General features: G+C 71.4%; 5 protein-coding genes. All 5 read left to right on the top strand.

Annotated features, from left to right (window positions below; translation table 11 throughout):
- Positions 1 to 37 precede the first annotated feature (37 nt).
- Complete coding sequence (locus G6039_RS29510; RefSeq protein ID WP_006934382.1) at positions 38 to 1,408, top strand: hemolysin family protein; 1,371 nt, start codon at positions 38 to 40, stop codon at positions 1,406 to 1,408.
- Complete coding sequence (locus G6039_RS29505; RefSeq protein ID WP_043799136.1) at positions 1,401 to 2,414, top strand: hemolysin family protein; 1,014 nt, start codon at positions 1,401 to 1,403, stop codon at positions 2,412 to 2,414. The genes G6039_RS29510 and G6039_RS29505 overlap by 8 nt, the downstream gene beginning before the upstream one ends.
- Positions 2,415 to 2,540: 126 nt before the next feature.
- Positions 2,541 to 2,924, top strand: coding sequence for a nuclear transport factor 2 family protein (locus tag G6039_RS29500; RefSeq protein WP_006934380.1), 384 nt, complete (start codon positions 2,541 to 2,543; stop codon positions 2,922 to 2,924).
- A 145-nt stretch (positions 2,925 to 3,069) separates the two neighbouring features.
- Positions 3,070 to 4,356, top strand: coding sequence for a hemolysin family protein (locus tag G6039_RS29495; RefSeq protein ID WP_043799151.1), 1,287 nt, complete (start codon positions 3,070 to 3,072; stop codon positions 4,354 to 4,356).
- Between the two features lie 51 nt (positions 4,357 to 4,407).
- Positions 4,408 to 5,262: DUF6777 domain-containing protein (locus tag G6039_RS29490; protein WP_164528179.1), on the top strand; the 855-nt coding region annotated here is incomplete at its 3' end.

Genomic DNA, 5,262 nt, shown 5'->3' with positions numbered 1-5,262 from the left:
GTGACGCCCCGTCCGTCACCGCCCCTCGGAGCCGACCGTGCTGACCGTCCTCGGTATCGCACTCGGCATCCTCGTGGTCCTGGCCATCACGGCCCTGACCGGCTATTTCGTGGCCCAGGAATTCGCCTACATGGCGGTGGACCGGTCCCGGCTCAAGGCGCGTGCCGAAGCCGGCGACGCCGCCGCGGCCCGCGCCCTGTCGGTCACCCGCCGCACCTCGTTCATGCTCTCCGGCGCTCAGCTCGGCATCACCGTGACCGGCCTGCTCGTCGGCTATGTCGCCGAACCGCTCATCGGCAGCGGCCTCGGGGAGCTCCTCGGTGGTGTCGGCATCCCGACCGCGGTCGGGGTGGCGGTCGGCACGGTGCTGGCGGTGTTGTTCTCCACCGTGGTGCAGATGGTCTTCGGGGAGCTGTTCCCGAAGAACCTCGCGATCGCGCGGCCCGAGCCGGTCGCTCGATGGCTGGCGCTGTCCACCACGCTCTACCTGAAGCTGTTCGGCTGGTTGATCCGGTTGTTCGACGCCTCGTCGAACCTGCTGCTGCGCGCGCTGCGGATCGAACCGGTGCACGACGTGGAGCACTCGGCCACCGTCCGCGACCTCGAGCACATCGTGGCCGAATCGCGCGACGCCGGCGATCTGCCCACGGAGTTGTCGACCCTGCTCGACCGGATCCTCGACTTCCCGACCCGCACCGCCGAGCACGCCATGATTCCGCGTGCCCGCGTGGACTACGTCCGCGCGGGGGAACCCGTGACGCGGGTGCTGGCGAGGATGAGCGAGGGCCACACCCGGTACCCGGTCGTCGGCTTCTCCGCCGACGACCTGCGCGGGGTGGTGCATCTGCACGATCTGCTCGCCCTGGACGCGACGACCGGGACGGCCGGGACGGTGTGCCGGCCCGCGGTGATCGTGCCCACGACGCTGCCGCTGCCCGATGTGCTGGCCCGGTTGACCGAGGGGCAGGAGGAGATGGCGTTGGTGGTCGACGAGTACGGCGGCTTCGCCGGCGTCGTCACCGTCGAGGACATGGCCGAGGAACTCGTCGGGGAGATCGCCGACGAACACGACACCGCCGTCGAGACGCAGGTGATCACCCGCCAGGGTGCGGGCTGGGTCATCCGCGGCGACGTGCACCTCGACGAGGTCGCCCGCACCCTCGACCAGGAGCTGCCCGAGGGCGACTACGAAACCCTCGCCGGCCTGGTCATCGCCGAGTTCGGCGGCCTGCCCGCCGTCGGCGACACCGTCGCGATCCCGCTGGAGCCCGACCCGGCCGATCTGGTGCACGAGAGCGCACCCCCGGCGCGGACGCTGATCGCCGAGGTCCGCGAGATCGACCGGCGCGTGCCGTCCTCGGTGCTGGTGACCGTGCGCACCGACGGCGAGGTGACCGGCGATGAGTAATCCCTGGATCGTGCTCGCCGTGACCGTCGGACTGATCGCGGCGAGCGCATTCTTCGTCGCGGTCGAGTTCGCGCTCATCGCCGCCCGCCGGCACCGCCTCGAGGACGCCGCCCCGCACAGCCGTGCCGCCCGCGCGGCGCTGCGCAGCGCCTCGGAGCTGTCGATCCTGCTCGCCGGGTCCCAGCTCGGCATCACCGTGTGCACCCTGGCCCTCGGTGCGGTGACCAAGCCCGCCGTGCACCACTGGCTCACTCCCGTGTTCGAGGACTGGGGCGCTCCGCTCTGGCTGGCCGACGTCGCCGGCTTCGTCCTGGCGCTGATCATCGTGACGTTCCTGCATCTGGTGGTCGGGGAGATGGCCCCGAAGTCCTGGGCGATCGCGCACCCGGAGAAGTCGGCGACCATGCTCGCGCTCCCGATGCGCGCGTTCATGTGGTTGACCCGGCCGGTGATCGTGCAGCTCAACCACCTGGCCAACTGGTGCCTGCGGCGGGTCGGTGTCGTCCCGGTCGACCAGGTCGGCGCCGGACAGGACCCGGATGCGTTGCGGCACCTGGTCGAGCACTCGGCCACCGTCGGCACCCTCGACGAGCGCTACCACGGGCACCTGACCAGCGCGCTCGAACTCGAGGCCCTCACCGTCGGCGACATCGTCTGCCCCAACGCCCGCCCGAGCAGTGTCACCCCTGACGCGGACGCCGCGCAGATCCGGGACACCGCCCGGCGCACCGGGCACCTGCGGTTGCTCGTGCGGGGCAACGGGCACGTCGACGGGGTGGTGCACGTGCGCGACAGCCTGCACGCCGCCGACGGGGTGACCGCCGCCGAGTTGATGCGCCCGGCGCTGACCCTCGAGACGGCGGTGCCGGTGTACGAGGCGCTGCGCACCATGCGCGAGACCCGCAACCACCTGGCCACCGTCACCGACAACGGCCGGGTGGTCGGGTTGATCACCCTCGCCGACGTCCTCGAACGCCTGCTCCCGACGGCCGACGCGGGGGCCTGATCCCCCGGCGTGGGGGTCCCGGTGCGCGGGCCGAGGCGCAGCGGCGGCAACGCCGGGCATTCCCAGTCCCGGCGCGCGCTGCTAACCTCCGTTGCTAGAACACGTTCTAGCAACGGAGGTTTTCGCATGGCCCCGACTCCCGTCGCGATCCGCGCCACCGTCGAGTCCTACATCCGGTCGGTCGCGAAAGGGACCACCGACGAGGTGCTCGCCCTCTACGCCCCCGGTGCCACGGTCGAGGACCCGATCGGCACGGACGTTCGCACCACCGAGGCGTCCCTGCGTGAGTTCTACTCGATGATCGAGCCGCTCACCCAGACCGGCGAGTTGCTCACCCTGAAGATCGCCGCCGGCAACGCGGCCTTCCTGTTCCGGCTCACCACCCACCTCGGCGAGCAGGATCTCGTCATGGAGGTCATCGACGTCATGACCTTCGACGACGACGCGCGGATCACGAGCATGAAGGCCTACTGGAGCCAGGAGGACATGCAGACCCTCCCCGCCTCCTGAACCCGAACTGTTTCACGTGGAACATCCCCCTCCGGAGGCCGTGCGATCGGTATCCGAACCGCCGCCGCGTTCCTAGACTGGGAGCCGTATCCCGCGTCTTCCCGGTGAGGAGACACGACATGGCCGACGGTCCCGGGTGGCCGCCATGACCGGGTCGGCGCTCGTCGACATCCTGCTGGTCCTGGTGTTCGTCCTGATCGGCGGCGTCTTCGCCGGCACCGAGCTGGCCCTGGTGTCGCTGCGCGAGAGTCAGATTCGTGCACTCGAGGAACGCGGCCGGCGCGGCCGCCGGACGGCCGCGCTGGCGAAGGATCCCAACCGTTTCCTGTCCGCGGTGCAGATCGGCGTCACGGTGGCCGGGTTCTTCTCCGCTGCCTACGGCGCCTCGACCATCGCACCCAACCTCGCCCCGGCCCTCGAGTCGTGGGGGCTGCCCGCCGCGGCGGCGAGCGCCGCCGCCCTCATCGGCACCACACTGGTGATCGCCTACCTCTCCCTGGTGCTCGGCGAACTCGTCCCCAAGCGCATCGCCCTGCAGCGGGCCACCGGGGTGTCGCTGCTGACCGCACCGGCCTTGGACCGGTTCGCCACCCTGATGCGACCGGTGATCCGGCTGTTGTCGGTCTCCACCGACGGACTCGTCCGGCTGCTCGGAGCCGACCCGGCGCGCCGGAGCGAGGAGATCACCCACGAGGAGCTGCGCGAACTGCTGCTCGGCCATTCGGCAGTGCCGGAGGACGAGCGCACGGTGCTCGCGGAGGTGTTCGACGCCGGACAGCGATCGCTGCTCGAGGTGATGCGTCCGCGCACCGAGGTCGACTTCCTGCCCGCCGGCACCCCGATCCCGGCGGCGCGCGAACAGGCGCTGGCGGGTACGCACAGCCGGTACCCCGTCGTCGGATCGTCGCTCGACGACGTCGTGGGCTTCGTGCACCTGCGCGACCTGCTGCTCGCCGATCCGGCGAACGCCTCGACCGTCGCCGACGTGTGCCGGCCCATCCTCTCGTTGCCCGGCTCCAAACCGGCACTCGCGACACTGTCGCTGATGCGCCGGAACAACGACCAGATCGCCCTCGTCGTCGACGAGTACGGCGGCACCGCCGGGATCGCGACGCTCGAGGACATCGTCGAGGAGATCGTCGGCGAGATCGGCGACGAGTTCGAACCGACCGAGCAGGCCTCGGTCACGCCCGCTCCGGCGCAGCCCGAAACACAGCAGGTGGACGGTCTGCTGATCGTCGAGGACTTCGAACGCGCCACCGGGATCGGGCTGCCCGAAGGCCCCTACGAGACCGTCGCGGGGTGCATGCTGCACCGCCTCCAGCGCCTTCCACGACTCGGCGACAGCATCACCGTCGACGGCCATCGCCTCACCGTGAGCGAGTTGGACGGCCGTCGGATCGCCCGCCTCCGGCTGACGCGCGAGGGCTGAAGCCGACCGAAACCACCCGAGATGCGGAGGGGTTCCGCCTACCATGGGCGGGTGGCCGCCGGCACCGCTGCGCGCGGATTCGGGATGGTACTCGCGCTGACTGCGCTCGCCGTGGGGGGATGCTCCACGGACGGTCCGTCGCGAACCGAGCCGGTACGCCTGGACCTCGCGACGTCGCGCGGTGAGCATCCGTGGAGCGTCCTGCTCCTGCCCGACCAGGTACCGGTCGCCGTTCCACCGGCACCGCAGGCCGAGCTTCCCGTTCCCGACGCCGGCCCGGTGACGGTGTCCGGAGACCGGACCGGGCTCTACGGCGGCAGCCTGGAGCGCGAGCTGTGCGACCGCGAGCGGCTCGCCGGCACGCTCGAGCAGGACCCGGCCAAGCAGGAGGCCTGGCTCGACGTATTCGACGTCGCCGACGCCCGGGGATACCTGCGCACACTGACGCCGGTGCTGCTGCGTGCGGACACCCGGGTCACCGATCACGAGTATCGCGGCGGGCGCGCGGTGCCCGTGCAGTCGGTCCTCGAGGCCGGAACCGTCGTTCTCGTCGACGACCGGGGCGTCCCCCGCGTGCGGTGTGCACCGGGGAGCCCGCTGCTCTCCCCCGTCCTGTCCTCGGGTCAGGATCTCGAAGGCGAGGGCTGGTCGGGCCTCGACGAGGAACGGCTGTTCGTGGTGCAGCCGGGTGCGGCGCCCGTCGGTGAATTGACCGTCGTCGACGTCACCACAGGCAATCTGCTGGCGGTGCCCATCGGTGCCGGCCCCAAGCAACCGGCACCCGGGGCGATCGACCCGGTACCGCCGCCCGCACCGGAACCGTCTTCCGCGTTGGTGCCGGACGTGGACATTGCGGCGCCCGCGCCGCGGGCCCCGGCGCCACCCCCGGAGCCGCCGCCACCACCG

Source organism: Rhodococcus aetherivorans, assembly GCF_011058165.1.
Classification (GTDB): Bacteria; Actinomycetota; Actinomycetes; order Mycobacteriales; family Mycobacteriaceae; genus Rhodococcus; species Rhodococcus aetherivorans.
Note: the sequence above shows the minus strand (reverse complement) of the source record. Positions and strands in the feature narration are given on the sequence as shown.

What these genes read in the sequence shown, in the direction of transcription:
- G6039_RS29505 (WP_043799136.1), top strand. Translation starts at nt 1,401, where the DNA reads ATGAGTAATCCCTGGATCGTGCTCGCCGTGACCGTCGGACTGATCGCG.
- G6039_RS29500 (WP_006934380.1), top strand. Translation starts at nt 2,541, where the DNA reads ATGGCCCCGACTCCCGTCGCGATCCGCGCCACCGTCGAGTCCTACATC.
- G6039_RS29495 (WP_043799151.1), top strand. Translation starts at nt 3,070, where the DNA reads ATGACCGGGTCGGCGCTCGTCGACATCCTGCTGGTCCTGGTGTTCGTC.